This is a genomic window from Rothia sp. HMSC072B04, assembly GCF_001813725.1.
Taxonomy (GTDB): domain Bacteria; phylum Actinomycetota; class Actinomycetes; order Actinomycetales; family Micrococcaceae; genus Rothia; species Rothia mucilaginosa.
In genome coordinates this window covers 108,124-124,768 of sequence record NZ_KV813793.1, presented here as the reverse complement: position 1 = coordinate 124,768, position 16,645 = coordinate 108,124, and the positions used below count along the sequence as shown (strand labels likewise).

At 60.2% G+C, this 16,645-nt stretch carries 13 protein-coding genes; 3 read left to right on the top strand and 10 right to left on the bottom strand.

Annotation, left to right across the window (positions count from 1 at the left end; translation table 11 throughout):
- Nucleotides 1–169: 169 nt before the first annotated feature.
- The 10 genes from HMPREF2928_RS01715 to clpB all read right to left on the bottom strand — a co-directional run bounded on the left by HMPREF2928_RS01715 (nucleotide 170) and on the right by clpB (nucleotide 13,882).
- The gene (locus tag HMPREF2928_RS01715; protein ID WP_070687161.1) at nucleotides 170–1,363 is read right to left on the bottom strand and encodes a bifunctional glycosyltransferase family 2/GtrA family protein; all 1,194 of its coding nucleotides are present in this window, start codon (nucleotides 1,361–1,363) and stop codon (nucleotides 170–172) included.
- Nucleotides 1,360–2,430: a phosphodiester glycosidase family protein gene (locus HMPREF2928_RS01710; protein WP_070630004.1), complete on the bottom strand. Its 1,071-nt coding sequence runs from the start codon at nucleotides 2,428–2,430 to the stop codon at nucleotides 1,360–1,362. Before HMPREF2928_RS01710 ends, HMPREF2928_RS01715 begins: the two co-directional genes overlap by 4 nt.
- 333 nt (nucleotides 2,431–2,763) lie before the next feature.
- Nucleotides 2,764–2,973 (bottom strand): DUF3073 domain-containing protein, encoded by a 210-nt coding sequence (locus HMPREF2928_RS01705; RefSeq protein WP_005504588.1) that lies wholly within the window; start codon nucleotides 2,971–2,973, stop codon nucleotides 2,764–2,766.
- Between the two features lie 391 nt (nucleotides 2,974–3,364).
- Nucleotides 3,365–5,083 (bottom strand): carbohydrate-binding domain-containing protein, encoded by a 1,719-nt coding sequence (locus HMPREF2928_RS01700; RefSeq protein WP_070687159.1) that lies wholly within the window; start codon nucleotides 5,081–5,083, stop codon nucleotides 3,365–3,367.
- Nucleotides 5,084–5,304: 221 nt separating this feature from the next.
- Nucleotides 5,305–6,225: a polyphosphate polymerase domain-containing protein gene (locus HMPREF2928_RS01695; RefSeq protein WP_070687157.1), complete on the bottom strand. Its 921-nt coding sequence runs from the start codon at nucleotides 6,223–6,225 to the stop codon at nucleotides 5,305–5,307.
- A gap of 118 nt (nucleotides 6,226–6,343) precedes the next feature.
- On the bottom strand, nucleotides 6,344–7,066 hold the full coding sequence (locus HMPREF2928_RS01690; RefSeq protein ID WP_070687155.1) for a DUF4956 domain-containing protein: 723 nt from the start codon (nucleotides 7,064–7,066) through the stop codon (nucleotides 6,344–6,346).
- 314 nt (nucleotides 7,067–7,380) lie between these two features.
- Complete coding sequence (locus tag HMPREF2928_RS01685) at nucleotides 7,381–8,421, bottom strand: excalibur calcium-binding domain-containing protein (RefSeq protein WP_070687153.1); 1,041 nt, start codon at nucleotides 8,419–8,421, stop codon at nucleotides 7,381–7,383.
- A 314-nt stretch (nucleotides 8,422–8,735) separates the two neighbouring features.
- On the bottom strand, nucleotides 8,736–9,923 hold the full coding sequence (locus HMPREF2928_RS01680; RefSeq protein ID WP_070687151.1) for an excalibur calcium-binding domain-containing protein: 1,188 nt from the start codon (nucleotides 9,921–9,923) through the stop codon (nucleotides 8,736–8,738).
- 218 nt (nucleotides 9,924–10,141) lie between these two features.
- A complete protein-coding gene (locus HMPREF2928_RS01675) occupies nucleotides 10,142–11,110 on the bottom strand; it encodes a Sir2 family NAD-dependent protein deacetylase (protein WP_070630010.1) in 969 nt (322 codons plus the stop codon).
- A gap of 162 nt (nucleotides 11,111–11,272) precedes the next feature.
- Nucleotides 11,273–13,882 (bottom strand): ATP-dependent chaperone ClpB, encoded by a 2,610-nt coding sequence (clpB, locus tag HMPREF2928_RS01670; protein ID WP_070687149.1) that lies wholly within the window; start codon nucleotides 13,880–13,882, stop codon nucleotides 11,273–11,275.
- 275 nt (nucleotides 13,883–14,157) lie between these two features.
- Between clpB and HMPREF2928_RS01665 the strand changes: the two genes are divergently transcribed.
- The 3 genes from HMPREF2928_RS01665 to dps all read left to right on the top strand — a co-directional run bounded on the left by HMPREF2928_RS01665 (nucleotide 14,158) and on the right by dps (nucleotide 16,363).
- Complete coding sequence (locus HMPREF2928_RS01665) at nucleotides 14,158–14,841, top strand: NAD(P)-dependent oxidoreductase (RefSeq protein WP_049346086.1); 684 nt, start codon at nucleotides 14,158–14,160, stop codon at nucleotides 14,839–14,841.
- An 18-nt stretch (nucleotides 14,842–14,859) separates the two neighbouring features.
- On the top strand, nucleotides 14,860–15,516 hold the full coding sequence (locus HMPREF2928_RS01660; protein WP_049340938.1) for an HAD family hydrolase: 657 nt from the start codon (nucleotides 14,860–14,862) through the stop codon (nucleotides 15,514–15,516).
- Between the two features lie 349 nt (nucleotides 15,517–15,865).
- On the top strand, nucleotides 15,866–16,363 hold the full coding sequence (gene dps, locus HMPREF2928_RS01655) for a DNA starvation/stationary phase protection protein Dps (RefSeq protein WP_005508202.1): 498 nt from the start codon (nucleotides 15,866–15,868) through the stop codon (nucleotides 16,361–16,363).
- Nucleotides 16,364–16,645: the final 282 nt, after the last annotated feature.

Below are 16,645 nucleotides of genomic sequence, written 5' to 3'. Positions count from 1 at the left end.
GTTGTCCAAGAAACGGGAGGCAGTTCATTTTCTCAGCGGGGGCTTTTCGTGAACAGAAACGCTGCGGCTTTTGGTGCTGCAGCTTGCTTCTCCCACCCACCCTCACGACCGACAGGTGGGAGAAATCTTTGGGTACGCCCCGAGCCTGTTGGAGGCTAGGGTAAGCGAGCTAGGGGCGTACCTGGGAGGCGCGCACACCGGTACGGATACCGGCAGCCTCCATGCGAGTGGACTCGTAGCTCACCGCGCGCAAGCCGGAAGAGGCGGCGATTGCCTGAGTCTTTTCTCGCGTATTTTCCTGACGCTGGGTGGGTAGAAAAACCCAGCGGCGCTGGACCGCGAAGCTGATCGGGATCAGAATCAGTTCGGTCAGGATCTTGGCGACCAGCAGGGATGCACCCAGGCCGGTCAAAGCTTCCATCAGGGCCGCGTTGGCGGCGAGGATACCCACCGCCAGCACGGTGTACCGTACCAGCGAGGCGGATGCCGAGGGGCGTGTGCCCCCGTCGTGCATGAGCATTCGGTTGACGGTGAAGTTCGTCAGCGCCGAGATGATGCGGGCACCGACCACGGCTGCCAGCAGCGGAGCGCCCATGCCCACCAGGACGAAGAGGGCGATAGCATCCACGAGGAAGCCGGTCAGGAAAGACGATGCCAGGAAGGCGAGCAACGGCGCGTAAATGAGCGCCGAGTCCTGCAGAGGCCTAAAGTGGCTGGTCGGGTTGCCAGGCTCGTAGACCTTCACGATGGGTACCTGCACCAGGTCCACGTCTGCGCGGGTTGCGCGCAGCAGCATGGAGAACTCGTACTCGTACTTATCGCCGGGAATCTGCAGCAGCCAGTCCAGGATCTGCGGGGTGAAGCCGCGCAGACCGGTCTGGGTGTCTGCCACGCGGGCGCCGGTCGCCAGGGCGAAGAAGCCTACGGTTGCGCTGTTACCAATTTTGGAGCGCAGCGGCACCTTCGTGCCTTCTTCACCGGCGTTCGGGTCGGGCTTGGTACGCACGCCGAGGATGATGCTCCTCTGCCCTGCCGCCGCGGCGGTTTCGGTGCGCACACCCACACGGAAGATATCCCGAGGTAGGTGCTGGCCGTCCGCGTCGGCGGTGACGATGACCTCGCCGGGGCGGTTTGCTTTCGCCCAGGCGATGCCGGTGCGCAGTGCCGCACCCTTGCCCCTGTTGGCGGGGTGGGTCTGCACGGTCACGCCGTCGATGCGCAGTTCGGTAAAGATGGGTGCGTAGGCGCTGCCGGATCCGTCGTCAATCACGAGGATTTCGACGGCAGGGTCCTGTGCGCGCAGGGCCCGGGCAAGGCGGACCAGTGATTGGTCCGGCTTATAGGCGGGTATCAGGATAATCACGATGCGCTCCCTGCAATGTAGAGGATGTCGCTGGTGCCGCGTTCCTTGGTGCCACCCTGCGGGCGGTTGACCAGCTTGTTGTTGAAGACCATGGCGGAGGAGCCACCACCGTCCAGGTTGTAGGCGCTCACGCAGCCGAGGTCCTTGAACATTTGGGAGAACTCGGGCATGGTCACGCCACGCGAGTAGTTGGTGGAGCGGCCATCGACCACGATGAAGACCAGGTGGTTGGTGCCGAGCACGCCCACACCGGTTCGCGGCTGGTTGCCCTGGATGGAGTGGTTACCGAAGTTGGTGTCCACTTCGACGCTGTCGATGCCGTCGACGATTGCGGAGTCCTTGACCAGTGCGGGGCCGAAGGAGAGGGTGTTCCACACACCCTCGTTGACGAGGGTTTGGGCGTTGGTTGCGGTTTCGTCGTAGAGCTTGACGGAGCCGTCGCGGTAGAAGGCCAAACCCTCGCGAGCGCCGGAGTCACGGTAGACAACACCGTTTCGGATCACGATGCCGGTGGTACGGAAGCCGTAGTAGTCACCGTTGATCGCCCAGATGCCGTTGTGTTCGGAGGCAATGTTCGAGGGGGTGTCGATGATGTTCTGGCCGAACTTGTTGTTGGCGAAGGCGCTTCGCAGCAGGGTTGCGTTGTTGAGCTTGATGTCTGCTACGAAGGAGACGACCGCATCGGAACCGCTGCCGGTGGTGTTGGAGGTGATGGTGATCGAGCCTTCGTTAGCGGTGAGGCTCTGGCCGTTGACCTTCACGCCGGTCAGTTCGGTGGGATCTGCGGTGGCGGAGCCGGAGGCGCTTGCGTTTGCCTGAGCTGCTGCCGCCTCGTAGGCGGTGGTGTCTTCGATTTCGGTGTGCTCTGCCAGGTAGCGGTTGTAGGCCCAGCCTGCGCCGCCGCCGACTACTGCGAGTGCGCCGAGGCCGCCGCCGATGAAGATTCGACGGGTGAGCTTCTTCTTGGCTAGCTTCTGCTCTGCTGCGGTTTGCGCTGCGTTAGCTTGTTCTGCTGCGGTCTGGGTTGCCTGGTCAATGCTCTGAGTCATGTTCTGTTCGTTGTTCATGTCTCTAGAATGCCGGTCTATTCTCTGCGCCAGGCATGACTAAGCTGTGCAGAAGCTATGTATGCTTATTCATTCCAAACTTTTTTATTACTGCCTATGCTTTATTACCAGATGGCGCTATGCATATATGTGTATAAACATGTGTATTGGCTTTGTACTCCACATAATTGAGAACCCGGTGGGCAACCTGTCCTCGCGCACACACCTGAGAGTGCATCCTCAAAAACTGCGGGCACGAAAAAACCGGCTGAGCACCCCGTGCGGGGCCTCAAGCCGGTTCATCATCTATGAAATACGCTCGGTCGATATGCACCGAATCATTCCGCGTATTCTTTATGCCTCATCCTCGTAAGACGCGTACTTTTCTGCGTATGCCGAGTAGTCGTCCTCGTCGTCATAGCGACGGCGGGACGAATCGGAGGACTTCGTTTTCTTCGCGCTGCTGAGCTCGCGCTCGAGTGCGCTGTAGTCGGTCTCGGGGCTGAAGTACTTCATCTCCCGAGCCTGCCTTGTTGCTTTAGCCTTCTGACGGCCGCGCCCCATGGCGTGACCCCCTCTTTCATCCTGTCCGAGGCGAACAGCACGCGCGGCGCATCGCTCTCGGATCGTTCAACAGTCTTTACTACACTATAGAGTACCCTGTTTCAGCCCTGAATGTCTCGCTCAACGGCACCTATTTTGCGTATCATGACACTTCTTCGCACCGGAACAACCGTTTTATTTTGCACCCGCGGCTTTTTTACCCCAGACGCCACACACCCCATATAACACGTAGCCCCGCACCGGATATATCACTACGTCCGATGCGGGGCGAGTGTCTCTGCCTCCGGCTCACTCACAAGACCGGATTCAGAGAGGGTACCGTGCAGGTCATGACATCCCGCACGGGGTCTAGGGAGAGCCCCCTGCCGCTGAGCCTGCGCCGAAGGAGCTGCTAGCTTGCGGTAAAGGAGCCCAGCGAGGTGGCGTTAGAAGCCAGGGTGGTGCTGGATGCATCCACGCTATCGGTGGTGGTGTACACGGTGTAGCTCTCGCCCTTGGTGATCTTGGAGCTGGAGACCAGGATCAGTGCGGTGCTGGAGTTAGTCACCTTGTAGTTCGCCACCACGTTACCGGAGGAGTCGGTCACCTGTACGGTGGTGCCTGCGCTCAGGTTCGATACGTTGCTGATCTTCACGTAGCCGCTGGTGGAGTTGGTCGAGGGTGCCTCGAACATGTCGCCGGAGTTACCCGCGGCCACGGTCGTGCCGTTGAGCAGCAGGTCGCCGTTGGTGTCCAGGGATGCGTTACCACCGGTGAAGGGACCGTTCACAATCAGCGTGCCACCGGAGAGGGTTGCCGTACCGTTGGAATCGATGCCGTCGCCGTTCGTGTTCACGGTGACGGTACCGCCGGAGATGTTGATGGTTGCGTCGACGACCTCGAAGGTGCCGCCGCCACCCATGCCGCCACCTGCGCCACCACCAGCCGGGGGCTGACCCATAGTGCCCGAGGGAGCCTGACCGCCACCTGCAGGTGCCTGACCCGCGCTACCGCTGGGCGCCTGGGGTGCAGAGTTCTGGCCGCCCTGCGCGCTCTGCTTAGTCGAGGTTGCAGTAGTCGAGGTTGCAGTAGCCGACTCAGTGCTGGTCGAGCTAGTGCTGGTCGAGGTGGTGCTGTACGAGGCGTTGATACCGTCATCGGAGCTGGTCACGTTCACGGTGCCGTCCAGGATGTTGATGTACTGCGCCTCAATACCCTCGTTCGCCTGGGTAATGTTCAGGGTACCGCCGGAGATTTCAAGCACGCGCTCAGCCTTGAAACCATCATCACCTGCAGAGATGTTCACGGTACCGCCGCTCAGGCGTACCCAGCCGCGGTTGCCGTCGGTGTCATTGGTTGCCTTGATGCCGTCCTTGGTTGCGGTCACGGTGACGGTGCCGTCCAGAATATCGACGTAATCCTTACCCTTGATGCCGGTGTTTGCCGCGTTCACTTCCAGGGTGCCGGAGGCAATGACCAGGCCGTCAGAGGTGTGGATACCCTCTTCGTACTTACCTTCAACCTTCAGGGTACCTTCGCCCGCCAGGGTCAGGTCACTCTTGGAGTAGATAGCTGCGTCGGGGCTACCGCTGGCGGTATCCGAGTAGGAGGAGCCGTCAGAGACGGTGTTGGTGGTACCCGAGGCGGTGTAGATAACGACCTCGTCCGCCTCAACAACGTTGATAGCTGCACCGGTGGAGTTGGTGATCGTCGCGTTGTTCAGGATCAGGCGGACCATGTCGCTGTCGGCTGCCTCAACCTTGATCTGGCCCTCGTAGGTGCCGGTGAGCTTGTAGTTGCCCGCCTTGGTGATGGTGATGACGCCGTCGCTGACGGTCACGCCGTCGGTCGCGGTCGGGTTAGAAAGATCGATAGTAACTTCGCTGGAGGAATCCCAGGTGACGTCCTTTGCGGAGTAGTGGGTGTCCTCGGCGAGCTTCGCGCCGCTCTTCACGTCTGTGGAGAAGGAGTCTGCCACCTTCGACGTGGTGCCCGAAGTGCTCGAAGCGGAGGTACTGATTGCGCTCGATGCGCTGGCATTCGATGCCGAGGTTGCTGAGCAGCCGGTCAACGCCAGGGCTGCCAGGAGGGTAATGGAGGTTGCGCTCTTAATCATATTGCTCTTTTTCACGGGTTTTCCTTTGTGTTTGGGTGACCACTCGCGTAGAGCCAGCGCCACAGGGGTAAGACGTATGTGAAATGTGAATATGTGTGAGAGCGGTTATTGCCTGTGTGGGGCGAATAAAGCCGATGTTGTGCTTGGTTCGGGGGATATAGATTGGGGGTGCGGGTAAGGTAGGTGCACTACCCTACCCGCGCATCCCAGATCGCCGTTTTAGCCAGATTGCCGTTTTAGGCGGCTGTGAAACGCTCGGTCAGCAGCTTCTGGTAATCCTCTTCGGTCATGTCATCCACGTTCAGGCGGGTGCCCTCAACCGGTTCCAGGTGCATCCAGTTCTTCAGGGTTTCTGCCCACTTGTTGCTTGCCAGCTGCGGGTTCAACGCCGCCATACCGGTTGCAAACTTGGAAATCTTCGCGGGGGTGATGCCCGCATCCCAGAGGTGCTGGTCTGCCGCGGAGGGCTCCACGCCGGACTTGGTTTCGATGATGACCGCGTTCGGCAGGCCGTAGGTGGTGCCAACCAGGTTGCCGTGGAAGTTGCGGTAGTTCACGCCCGCCATGAGGATGTTCTCGGACAGAGGAGTCCAGGTCAGGGCATTATCTACGGTCATACGGGAGGCGACCGGGTTCTTCTCACTCTGCGGCAGGAAGACCGTGGTACGGCGGTAGCCGGTAGTCAGGACCGCCTCCAGCTTGTGCACAGGGCCGGCGAGGATATCGCCGAGTGCTGCGGTGATGTACTCGTGACCTTCCGCAGTGAGCGTATCGCGGTTCTCGAAGGTGTACGGGATACGCTTCTTGACGGTCATATCCTGCTCACCGTCGGTCTTGACCTCCAGGAAGGTCAGCTTCGAGTCCAGGTAGCTACGGGTACGAATCTTGAAGGTGTCCTCGCGGCTGTAGGCTGCCGAGTGGTAGCTCTGCATCTGCGGGGTGTCGAAGTAGACCGAGTCGTAGGCGAAGTCGCGCTGGCCCTTGATTTCCATGACGGAGGCATCTGCGTCGAGCGTGGAGAGTACCTTGGCGGCGGTTTCTGCGTCGACAATGTACTTGCGGTCCACGCGGGTCTGCATGGCTGCCTTCTCGTTCATGGCTTCGAGGCTGATGCTCTTCCACTCTGTGGGGATGATGTTTGCGGCTGCGTTAGTCATGGGTCTTCGTCCTTCTGGGGTGCCGTCCCTGCGTGCTGTGCGCTGGGGGCGGCGTGTCGTGGGTATCGGAGATGTTTGTGCAGTTGGAGTGAATCGGAGGCTTTTATACCGGCTGGTCTTACTTGCCCACCAGGGTGCGCTGGAGCGGAACCATCCGGGTGTCCAGGGTGGTGTGCGCCTCGGCGGTGGGAACCTGAGGTGCTGCCGGGTAGGCCGCAGGAGCCTGCGATGCTACCGTCTGAGCGGCTACAGGCTGAGCCGCCTCCACTGCCGCGGGGGTGCCGCCCTCGGTGGTTTCCTTGGGTTGATAGGTGACGGTGGCGCGGGTCAGGTTGTTCACCATGTCCAGCTCGGTGATCTTCATCGAGGTGACGGTGTAACCCAGGCGAGCGCTCAGGTATGCCTTGAGCTCTTCCTCGTCGCTGATCGCACGATCGGCGGTGACGGTCTGAGTCTGATCGGTAGAGACCGGGGTGCTGCGCGAGTCGAGGACCGCGATCAGGCCGACCAGGGTAGCCATGAGGCCGAAGGCGATGTACGCCGGGCTAATGTTCACACCTGCAATCATGCCGACCGAGAGGGCTACGAAGTAGTAACCCACCTCGCGCTGGCTCAGGGCGGTGGAACGCAATCGGATAATCGACAAGACACCGAAGAGGCCCATACCCATGGCGGATGCGTTCGATCCGGCGGATACCAGCGCCACCGAGACGGTGAAGATGCCGGCGTTGATGACCGCGTAGGAAATCATCAGTTCGCGGTTGCGATGCCGCACCATGTAGAGGGTGCAGAGAGCTGCGATGGCTATGGCATCGGCAATCGCCATGGTCAGAATAGTCATTGGGTGCTCCAGATATCGTGTCGTGATGTTCGCGGCGCTTCTTGCTGTCTGTTCTTCAGCTCCAAGCTGTGCGTTCTTTGTAGTATCTAGATTCCCGTGCAAGCCTGTGTTTACCCTGTGCTGCCCTTAACTTAGAGATAAGTGTTATATGTCTCTAATAAATACCCTTATCGTGGCGCTATTCAATCGTAATTTTTCTCTTTTCTCGCGTCCTTGACGGAGCATCCCACAGCTTCAAAAAGCACAAAAAATGGGCTCCCTCCGATATGGAGGGAGCCCATAAAAGCAGCTAAAAACATAGCGACTAGGCGTTATTATGCCTTCTTGCGCATGCGGGTTGCCACGATGGTCGCGCCACCAGCACCCAGAGCAATCAGACCCAGACCAGCAGCGGTCATCGCACCGGATGCACCGGTCTTAGCCAGGGAAGAAGAGCTCTTGGAGGATGCGTTCGAGGAACCGGAGTCCAGGTTGTCGCCGGAGCCGGAGCTCAGCGAAACGCTGTCAGACTTCTTGGAGTTCTCGTAGTCAACGGGCTGCTCGCAACCAACGCCGTCGCCGTCAGCGTCGAACTTCTCGCGGTAATCCGGGTGGCTCTTGTGAATCGGTGCCAGACCTGCAGCCTCAACGTCGGCGCAGTTCTGGAAACGGAAGTGCTGCTCGCTGTCAGACTTCTGCTCATCGGACTTCTGATCCTCAGACTTCTGCTCTTCGGCAGGCTTCTGGTCCTCAGCGGGCTTGGTTTCCTTAGCGTCCTCAACTGCGGGTGCGGAGGTCTCTTCAGCAGGCTTGGGAGCCTCGGTGGTCGGCTCAGCGGTTGCGTCCTTGGACGGCTCGGGGGTGGGATCCGGGGTCGAATCCTGGGAAGGAGCGGGGGTCGGGTCCTCGGTGGGAGCCGGTGCGGGCTGCTCCGCAACCTTGATGGTCACGGTAGCTGCCTTACCGCCACGGGGAACGTCGCCGTCCTTCAGGGAGCCGGACAGCAGGTAAATGTCAACGGAAACGCTGCCGTGCAGCTCTTCCTGCCAGGGGATGGTAACGGAGAAGTTGCCAGCCGCGTCAGCGTGGATTTCCAGGTAGTCCTGGCCATTAATCTTGACGGCACCCTTGTTCAGCTTCAGTGCCAGGACGGAACCGGAGGTGCCGTCAGCGGTCTTGAATCCCTCGCCGCCAATGTTCAGACCCTGACCCTCAACCCATACGTCGGGGGCGATGAACTGTGCAGAGTCTGCGTAGGTGTGGACAACCTGAGGCGCACCTTCAACAGCGAAGGTCGCGGGGACGGAAGTAGCAACGAGGCCACAGCCGATGAGGGCGGTGGCACCAATGCGTGCGATGTTGTTTCGAATATTCATGCCACCCATTCTAACGAGCGAAGCTTGGGATACCGGCTCCCAAGACGCTAATTTGCCATGACCTGACTCACAAATCGGGGTTATCTTGAGGGTTTATTGAAGGCATGGTTGAACTATATAAGCCTTTTGCACCGCCGTGCACACCTAAACTCTCAACCCGACGTTGAAGAAACTAACAGGTACATACCCCATCCCATCAGCACAACCCAGCAGCAAAAACCACCCCGTTAAACGCGAAAATCCCCTCCGCCCGAACGCTCGAAAGCATCAGGGGAAGGGACCCTCACGCACCGCACCGGGCGGCGGCAATAGTTTTAGGAGTTCTTGCGGTTGCGCACAGCGGTCACGCCAGCAACACCCAGGCCCAGAGCCACCAGGCCCAGACCAGCAATGGTGAAGGCGTTAGAAGCACCGGTGTTAGCCAGGGAGGAGCGCTGAGCGCGGCTCGAAGTGGAATTGCTCGAAGAGGAGGAACCGCTACCCAGGTTGTCCAGGCCGCCGGAGTTGTGGGAAGAAGAGCCCGAGGAAATATTGGAGGAGGAACCGTCCGTCACCTCGCTGTTGATAACCTCGCAACCCAGGCCGTTACCATCATTGTCGAACTTCTTACGGAAGTCCGGGTGACTCTTGTGAATGGGTGCCAGGCCGGCAGCCGCGACCTCTGCACAGTTCGCGAAGCGAGTGCTCTCAGCCGAAGCGGTCACCTGCTCGGTAGCGGAGGTGGAATCACCCAGCTGGTCCTTCGCCTCGTTCGCAATGGCTGCATTCTGATCAGCCGAAGCAGAAGCCGACTCGGTAGCAGATACCGAAGCGGAGGGGGTAGCCACCACAGAAGCCGATGCGGTAGCCGAGGGGCTCACCGAAGCGGTAGCGGACGCCTTCTCATCGGCGCGGTCCTTGATCTTTGCATCCACGGAGGCAACAACCTCATCAGCGGCGGTAGCCGAAGCAGTCGCGGAAGCCAAGGGGGCAGCAGATGCGGAGGGGGTAGCCACCACGGAAGCGGTTGCCGAAGCGTTCGCAGATGCGGTAGCGGAGGGGGTTGCTTCCTGAACGGAGCGAGCCTCAATCTTCACGGTGGCTGCCTTGCCGCCGCGAGCGGTGTCGTTGTCCTTCAGGGAACCGGAGAGCAGGTAGACGTCCACGGAGATACGCTCATCCAGGTCGTCCTGCCAGGGAATGGAAACGGAGAAGTTGCCCTTCTCGTCAGCCTGAACTTCCAGGTAGTCCTTGCCGTCAATCTTGACGGAGCCCTTGTTCAGCTTGATAGCGATGGTGGAGCCGGAGGTGCCGTCCTGGGTCAGGAAGCCTTCGCCGGTAATCTTCAGGGTTTCGCCCTTGTACCAGACCTCAGAAATGTGGGAGGTTGCCTTGTCGGAGTAGACGTAGGTGACGGACTCTTCACCGTTCTGAGCGAAAGTTGCGGGGATTGCGGTGACCGCCAGACCGCAACCGATCAGGGCGGTGGCACCGAAGCGAGTGATAGTGTGTCGAATGTCCATCCCATCATTTTATCCCCGCACGGTGGGTATATCCGCCTGTCCAGGGGCTATTTGCAATGACTTGCAACACAAAATAGCACTTTCGTGCACTTAATGATGGGTCAGTGCACACGCGGCAAAATTTGCTAGAGAAACAGCATGCACTGAAAAACGGCATTCACTGCAGAAACAGCGCCGTCTAGACCTCTGCAACGACTCCGGCAACGACCCCCGCAGCCTTAACCGTCAACGGCGTCGAGCATGAGTTCCAGCGCCTCACCCACGCCACTGCGCCACAGGTAGGTTGCTTTCGCATCCGCACGACCCGGACCGCCGTTAATCACAGCCACCGGCTTGCCCGCGCGCAGAGCCTCCAGCACAATCTTGTAGCTGCTCATAACTGCCACCGAGGAGCCCACCACCAGCAGCGCCGTACATTCAGCGAGCATGGCATCCTTGAGTGCCTTACGTTCGGCGGGCACGGACTCGCCAAAGTACACCACATCCGGCTTGAGGCGGGTCGAACCGCAGGCGATGCAGGGCACCATCTGAAAATCGCGGATATAGCGTTCGTCCAGCTCCACGTCACCGTCAGGGTTCACGCGCAGCTCTTCGTTATCAAGGCGCGCCAGGTAGCCGGGGTTCGCCGCGTCCAGGCGCGCATCCAGGCTTTCGCGGCCCTCATCCTGCCCGCAGTCCAGGCAGACGATGCGCGACAGGTCGCCGTGCAATGCCAACAGAGAGGAGCTTCCAGCGCGGGCGTGCAGACCGTCCACGTTCTGCGTAATCACGCCGCTCACGGCACCCAACTGTTCAAGCTCGGCGAGCGCATAGTGGGCGCGGTTCGGTTCGGCGCGGCGCATGCGGCGCCAACCAACGTAGGAGCGCGCCCAGTAGCGTTGGCGGGCTACGTCATCGTAGCGGAATTCCTGGTAGGTCATGGGGCGGTGATCGTGCAGGGATCCGCCGGGGCCGCGGTAGTCGGGGATGCCGGATTCGGTACTCACGCCCGCGCCGGTGAGCACGAGGACCTTACCGGCCTTGAGCAGCTCGGCAATACCCGCGGAGGCGTATTCTTCGTCGTGCGGGGTGGCGTTCTCAGAGACAACGCGCTGAATCGAGCGGATTGCGGCACGGTGCACGGAGGCGATTTCTTCGCGCTGCTCACCGGCGGCGGCGAAGTTCTGGTGGTCAGTCCAGCGGTCCATTCTTCTCCTCAATGCTCTGTGTACTAGTGCGGTCAGTGCGGTTCTAGTGCGTTAAACGGCTGTGGGGCACCCCCTTTCGAGGGTACCCCACAGCCTATTTCTTATGGTTTCGAATGTGCAAACTCAGCCACAGGCTAAGTCCGCCCAGCCAACCGGTTGAGTTTAGTTCTCAGCCTTCTGCTCACGCTCGGAGGTCACCGACAGGCCGTCGCTGGCAACATCCGGGTTCACATCCACGGTCACGGTGTCGCCGTCGTGGATGCCACCGGAGAGGATGCCGCGAGCCAGACGGTCACCAATCTCGCGCTGTACCAGGCGGCGCAGCGGGCGGGCGCCGAATGCCGGGTCGTAGCCGGTCTTGCCCAGCCACTCCAGGGCGGCGGGGGTGACGTTCAGGGTGAGGCGGCGGTCCTCCAGACGCTTAGCAATGCTCTTAATCTGCAGGCCCACGATCTGGCCCAGGTTCTCAGCCGACAGGGGCTGGAACATGATGATGTCGTCCAGTCGGTTGAGGAACTCGGGGCGGAATGCCTGGTGCACAACCTCCAGTGCCTTCTCGGAGCGCTCCTCGAAGGGCAGGTCCTGGTTGACCAGGTACTGCGAACCGAGGTTCGAGGTCAGAATCAGGATGACGTTGCGGAAGTCCACGGTGCGGCCCTGACCGTCGGTCAGGCGGCCGTCATCGAGTACCTGCAGCAGGATGTCGAAGACCTCGGGGTGTGCCTTCTCAACCTCGTCGAGCAGGACCACCGAGTAGGGGCGACGGCGTACAGCCTCGGTCAGCTGACCGCCCTCTTCGTGGCCGACGTATCCGGGAGGGGCACCGACCAGGCGAGAAACGGTGTGCTTCTCGGAGTACTCGCTCATGTCGATACGTACCAGGGCACGCTCGTCATCGAACTGGAACTCAGCCAGTGCCTTAGCCAGCTCGGTCTTACCGACACCGGTCGGGCCCAGGAACAGGAAGGAACCAATCGGGCGGTCCGGGTCGGAGATACCGGCGCGGGCGCGGCGCACAGCGTCAGAGACAGCGACCACTGCGTCTTCCTGACCAATCAGGCGGGCACCGATGCGCTTCTCCATTTCGAGCAGCTTCTCGGATTCACCCTGCATCATGCGACCTGCGGGAATGCCGGTCCAGGAGGAGATAACCTCGGCAATATCGTCCGCGGTGACCTCTTCGGAGACCATGGATTCGTTCTTGGCGTTGTCCTCGGCACGCTGTGCTTCTTCCAGCTCAGCCTGCTTTGCGGGAATTTCGCCGTAGAGCAGGCGGGATGCCTCGGCGAGGTTACCCTCGCGCTGTGCAACCTCTGCGCGGGAGCGCAGCTCGTCAATCTCAGTCTTAAGATCACCCACGCGGTTCAGGTTCGCCTTCTCGGCTTCCCAACGAGCGTTGAGGGAGTCGAGCTGTTCCTTCTTGTCAGCCATGTCCTTGCGCAGCGCCTCCAGACGCTCAACCGATGCGGGATCGGTCTCGTCGGCAAGTGCCAGTTCCTCCATGGTGAGGCGGTCCACGGCGCGGCGCAGCTGGTCGATTTCCTCCGGTGCGGAGTCAATTTCCATGCGCAGGCGGGATGCTGCCTCGTCAATCAGGTCAATTGCCTTGTCAGGCAGCTGACGGGAGGGAATGTAACGGTTGGACAGGGTTGCTGCGGCAACCAGCGCGGAGTCAGCGATCTGCACCTTGTGGTGTGCCTCGTAGCGTTCCTTCAGGCCGCGCAGAATACCGATGGTGTCATCTACGCTGGGCTCGCCCACGTACACCTGCTGGAAGCGGCGCTCCAGTGCGGGGTCCTTCTCAATGTTCTCGCGGTACTCGTCCAGGGTGGTGGCACCGATCAGGCGCAACTCGCCACGGGCAAGCATGGGCTTGAGCATGTTGCCTGCGTCCATGGAGCCTTCGGACGCGCCCGCACCGACGACGGTGTGAATCTCGTCGATGAAGGTCACGATCTGACCCTCGGACTTCTTGATTTCTTCGAGGACAGCCTTCAGACGCTCCTCGAATTCACCGCGGTACTTTGCGCCTGCGACCATGGAGCCCAGGTCCAGGCTGATGAGGGTCTTGCCGCGCAGGGATTCGGGCACGTCGCCAGAAACCATGCGCTGTGCCAAGCCTTCCACGACGGCGGTCTTACCGACGCCGGGCTCACCAATCAGCACGGGGTTGTTCTTGGTACGGCGGGAAAGCACCTGCACAACGCGGCGAATCTCAGAGTCGCGGCCGATGACCGGGTCAAGCTTGCCCGCGCGGGCAATAGCGGTCAGGTCGGTACCGTACTTTTCGAGCGCCTGGAAGGTGCCTTCGGGGTCGGGGGTGTCCACGGTGCGGTCTCCTCGGACGGTGGGGATGGTCTGTGCAATGAGCTCTGCGGTAGCGCCGAGCTTGTGCATTGCTTCAGCGGTGCTATCTGTGCCGCTGGCAATGCCGAGCAGAATCATTTCGGTAGAAACGTAGGTATCTCCGAAGCCCTGGGCGCGGGTCTGTGCCGCCTGCAGAGCGGAGAGCGCGGCACGGCTGAGGGAGGCGTTCTGCACGGAGGCACCGGATGCCTTCGGCAGCTTCTTGATTTCAGCGGATGCCGCCTCGGAGATAGCGTCCACATCCAGGCCTGCAGCCTTGAGGACTGCTACGGCGACGCCTTCGCGCTGGTCCATGAGGGCCTTGAGGATGTGCGCGGTTTCAATAGTGGGGTTACCGGCGGTTTGAGCATTAGTATTTGCCGCCGAGATAACTTCTTGACTCTTGGTCGTGAACTTGTTGTCCATGATGTTCCTTTCGCATTTCGAGGGGCTTATCCTATGCGCCCCTGCATTACATAACTTGAGTCTACTCCACTCAATTATGTTTCGCAAGCCTCCTGCAAAAAAATTTTCATATTTTTCACCCCACCTCACCCCACCTCACACCCCTGACCCCCAAACAAAAGCCCCGGACAAAAGCCCCAGTCAAAACCGCATTGTTATACTGACCGGACTGGGTACTTGCGAGGCTGGGTGCTTGCGGGCTCCCACAACAATCACAGTCACGAATGGGGACCCACATGAAAATACTGGTTCTAGGTGCAACCGGCCGCACCGGCTACCTCTTCACCCGCAAAGCCCTAGAGGAGGGGCACACCGTCACCGCCTACGTGCGCAACCCCGATAGGGCACAAGCGCTTTTGGGGGCGCACCAAAATCTCACTATCATTCCGGGGACCCTGAACGATGCCGAACAGCTCGCCGCAGCATCCTCCGGGCAGGACGTCATGGTGAGCGTCCTGGGGCAGAAAGCCACGGTGCGAGAGTTTCTCTCCTCCACGTTCATGCAGGAGCGTCTGCCCCTCATCATGGAGGCGGTCACGGGCGCAGGCGTAAAGCATTGCGTTCTGATGAGTGCCTACGGTGTCGGCAATACGGTACGGACCGCGTCCCTCCCCATGCGCCTGGTGTGCAAGGTCATCATGCGCGGCATTTTCACCGACAAGGTTAAGGCGGACGCCCTGGTTGCCGAATATCAGCCATATATTTCGCGTGCTCATCCGGGCAGGCTGACCGATAAGCCCGGTAAGGGCGGGGTGAAGGTATTTGACATGGCGAGCGTCGAGCGAACTCCGGGCATCCCCACGATTGCCCGTGAAGACGTTGCCGATGCACTGCTCACTATCGCCAAGAACCCTCAGAATGCGGGCACAGATTTTTTGGTGACGATTGGGGACGTTGCCCTACACTCGCCCCAGAAATAAACCGGTAGGCTTAATGACATGACGACTACGAACACCTTCCCCGCCGCCATTCTCTTCGACCACGACGGAACCCTCGTCGATACTGAACCCGTATGGGCTGCCGCAAAGGTTGCTCTCACCGCAGAATTTGGCGGCACCTGGACCGAGCAGGACACCCTCGATTGCCTGGGCCTGTCGATGCAGTTCACCCTGGATCGTCTGCGCGAGCGCGGCGTGAACCTGCCGGACGAGGAGATTAACGATCGACTGGTGGCAAAGGTGCGCGAGGCCCTGGCGCAGCAGCCGGTCGAGTTCCTTCCTGGCATTGAGCGTTTCCTCTCGGAGGTTCACGATGCACAGATTCCGGCCGCCATCGTCACAAACGCAACCACCTCCGTGGCTCGCCGCACCGCAAACGCGGCACCCGAGGGCACGTTCTCGGTGGTTATTGGCAACGATGAGACCACCAACCCCAAGCCGGACCCGCAGCCCTATCTTTTGGCGGCGGAGCGTCTTGGTGTTGATCCGACTCAGTGCGTGGCTCTTGAGGACTCCCCGTCGGGCGTGCGCAGTGCGACCGCGGCGGGTATGCGTGTCATTGTTGTGCCGGGCGAGCTGGAGGTTCCGGCGGAGCTGGGCACCGCGCGCCTCAAGCATGAGGAGCTGACTCTGGAGGCGGTTCGCGCGCTGGCGTAACCGCCCGATTCGCACGCGGGAAGCCCTACAGAAAGGCCGGAAGCTCTGTAGAAAACTGAATACGCTTCACCATAAAGGGTGGGATGCGCGATATGAGATACCGCGTGTCCCACCCTTTGTGCGTGCTTGGGCGGTGAGCCACGCGGGCATTTGGGGCTGACACGTTTAAGCAGCGCCTTTTGAACAGGGGCTTTTAAGTGCGGCGCGACACATAGATGACAATTTATTACGAATTACTCAAAATAACCTTGACAATGGTTCCTTAAAATGATTTACTCATAATAACGATTCGGCGGGGCGACAAATCCCACCGAACCACAAGCATCACAGCATCATGAAGGAGACCATCATGGCATTCGCAAACTACACCGCACCCGGCCTGACCCTCGAAGAAGGCAAGGGCATTTCCGAGGTTCTCCAGGCACGTCTGCACGACCTGAACGACCTGCACCTGCTGCTGAAGCACGCTCACTGGAACGTGACCGGCCCCGGCTTCATCGCCGTTCACGAAATGATTGACCCCCAGGTCGACACCGTCCGCGAGTTCGTCGACGCCATCGCAGAGCGTATGGCAACCCTGGGCGCAACCCCCAATGGCCTGGCTGGCGCACTGGTCGCACAGCGCACCGTCGAGGACTACCCCGTCGGCCGCGCACGCGTTGCTGACCACCTGCACGCTCTGAACGACGTGTACACCCGTGTGATCAAGGATCACCGCAAGGCTATTGCTTTTGCCGGTGAGTCCGACCCCGTCACTGAGGACCTGCTGATTGGTCAGACCGCTGAGCTGGAGAAGTTCCAGTGGTTCATCCGCGCGTTCCTGGAAAACGGCGAAGGCAACATCTAAGCCATCGTTCTAAAGACACGAATTTTTAGAATCACGAAACCGGGCGGATGCGCTCTCCTTTATGGAGGGTGCACCCGCCCGGTTTCTGTGCTGTTTCGGTGCTTTTTCCCGACGTTTCGCCTCGCCCGCGGGGTACTCTAGAGTACGTTGAGGCGAACATTATTATCGGGTTAGGCCGTCCTAGATTTTCTGTTCAGAGTGTTCTAGAGTGGTTCACTGTTCATGACAGAGCACACAGACATGAACGCATCATCAGGCGCAGGGATCCAGCCCTGCACGCAC